This is a genomic window from Rothia nasisuis, from assembly GCF_928381405.1.
GTDB classification, from domain to species: domain Bacteria; phylum Actinomycetota; class Actinomycetes; order Actinomycetales; family Micrococcaceae; genus Rothia; species Rothia nasisuis.
In genome coordinates, this window is the sequence record NZ_CAKMSB010000028.1 from 1 (window position 1) to 2,583 (window position 2,583).

Genomic DNA, 2,583 nt, shown 5'->3' on the forward strand with positions numbered 1-2,583 from the left:
AGGGTTTGGTTGCTTCTGGGTCTGCTGCGTATTCGTATGTGAGGTCTCCTGGGCCGCATAATGTGGCTGGGTTTGTGGGGGATGTTGCGGTTGCTGGTGTGGGGGGTGTGTTGCCGGGGCCGTCGGTTGGTGGGCGGCAGGCTTCTGGGGCTGGCGGTGATGCTGTTGCTGGGGCTGGTCGTGGGTTTACTCGTGCGCCTGAGACGAAGCTGGTGGATATCTCTTCTACTCCGACTGAGGTGCAGAGGCGGGAGGTTCAGGAGAGTTTGCGATGGACACCGGAGCAGGTTGAGGCTGCTCGGTTTGATCGGGCCGGTGTTGAGCGGTATTTGAATGATTCGGTGATGTTCACTGGGCCGACTCCTGCTATGCGAGGGTCGGGGCAGGTATGGACGGATCCTTTGGGGAATACGGTGCGTACGATGGATGGCTCTGGATCGGGTAGGCCACATGATGTAGATCGAATAGTGTTCAATACTTTCACAGGTGGAAGGGTGCCAATGGATCCTCTCACATGGCGACAAGCACAACTACCCGGAGACTTTTCGAAAGAATTATACGGAATGAATGCTAGATCGTATCTAAATAGTGCAAGCCATATAGAATTTAGGAAATAGAATGAAAGAACTTACCCATGACATTCTTGGGGGGTACTCACCCTTTGTGGTGGTGGAGGTTATATGTAACCCTAGAACTCTTTACCTGGGCTTAAAAATGGAGAATGAGCAAGGGGATAGTTTACATCTTGAGCTCAATAACTACTGGGCTCTATTCAGTGCGGAAACTTACTATTCATGGAGTGATAATTCAAGAGGGATTGAAATTCCTGTAGATTTGCAGGGTGAAAGACTAATCTCTCACTATGGATATAATAATTTTTACGGAAATTTTTTTATCTTCTCTGGTGGGGTAACAATATTTTCACTTACACCAGATAATGACTACCCAGAATCAACATGGGGGATTACTTATGCACCCTCCGAGAAGGATCTGTACTTTTCAGGTGAGCTCACCCCTGAGTTACAGAGAGACTATCTAAAAATAGCCGACGACTGTACTTACTCTCTGTTTCCACACTTTTCATCAGCAGGGGTTGAATTTATTACCTTCCCTAATAATAAGATTTCCGATATGAAGATTGGTGAGTCTGATATAGATTTTGAAAAGATTTATTTCTTGAGATTGAACCTTATGGAAACCAATGGGGGTGAATTGCAAATTTTGATCGACGACACTTGGGAGTATAGAAGTAGCTCACTGGTTGTAGGATCTAGTGAGGGTGGTAAAATTTTTGAAATTCTAAGTAATGTTCTGCTCAGTCTGAAGGTGGAAAAACAAATAGTCTTAAAGAACCGTGGAAAAATAATTGTTTTCGATGATGGCTCTGGGATTATTCAAACCGATTAATCATGCTGACTCATAAAGGGTCATTCCCATATATTGAGACTTATTCATAAGATAGTTTTTAGGCCACTCTAGGCTTGCGATTGCTGCTACCGATTCTCTCGCCTGGTTTGCTCTGCTCACGAGGCCGTTCATGCCGGTCGTCGAGCCAGCAGCTTCGTTGCGATCCTAAGGTACCTCTAACCCTAATAAATAAGCCTCAATAACTTGCGGTTAAGCCCGAAATTTACGCTATGGTTGCATTTGACTGCGACTCCCCCTAACCATTGTGACGCATTTTTGTGGGTGAGCGTGTGGTATATGTCTCTTCTACTCCGACTGCGGCGCAGAGGCGGGAGGTTCAGGAGAGTTTGCGATGGATACCGGAGCAGGTTGAGGCTGCTCGGTTTGATCGGGCCGGTGTTGAGCGGTATTTGAATGATTCGGTGATGTTCACTGGGCCGACTGCTCCTGTGAGCGGGTCGGGTCAGGTGTGGACGGATCCTTTGGGGAATACGGTACGTACGATGGATGGTGTACGGGATTCTGCGGCTAGTTTTAATGATCGGGAGCGTATCGTCTTCAACGGACCCATACCTAATACCGGAGCAATACCTAAGAATGGCAAAGAACCAAAAGCTCCCGCTTGATATGTACTGGGTTTAGTTCCGCTCCCGTAAATTGAAAACAAACAAAAAGAGCAAAGGAACAAAACCCATGCCCACCCAATACCCCCAAGAACTCAAAACACGAGCCCTACGACTCCTGGCCGACCACCTCGAAAACAACCCCGACACAGGCATCTACACCGCCTGCCGAAACATCGGAGAACGCCTCGGCATCAGCCCGTCAAACCCTACGAAAATGGCACAAACAAGCCGAAATCGACCAAGGATCCGCCCCCGGGACCAGCAGCGACATGGCAGCTGAAAACCGCAGACTCCGCAAGGAAAACGCCGAATTGAAACGAGCCAACGAAATCCTAAAAGCGGCCTCAGCTTAATCCGTGCGCCGAGCTCGACCGTCCGGCCCGCTGATGATCCGATTCATCGACATGCACAAGGATCTCTTCGGAATCGAGCCCATTTGCCGGGTACTGGCCACCACCTTTACCGGTGGATTTATCACCTCACGAGGCTACCGGGCTGCCAAAGCCCGTGTTCCAGCGGCTAGGACACTCACCGACCAAGTGCTCATCCC

The 2,583-nt window shown here is 49.0% G+C and carries 1 protein-coding gene and 1 pseudogene; both read left to right on the forward strand.

The features are described from left to right. Positions 1-618: 618 nt before the first annotated feature. A complete protein-coding gene (locus L6966_RS11865) occupies positions 619-1,407 on the forward strand; it encodes a hypothetical protein (RefSeq protein ID WP_083091613.1) in 789 nt (262 codons plus the stop codon). A 982-nt stretch (positions 1,408-2,389) separates the two neighbouring features. Beyond that, positions 2,390-2,583 (forward strand): annotated as a pseudogene (locus L6966_RS11870) (IS3-like element IS3501 family transposase); the annotation flags it as partial.

Bases quoted from the DNA above. Each gene is read 5' to 3' on its own strand.
- L6966_RS11865 (WP_083091613.1), top strand. From the start codon at position 619: ATGAAAGAACTTACCCATGACATTCTTGGGGGGTACTCACCCTTTGTG.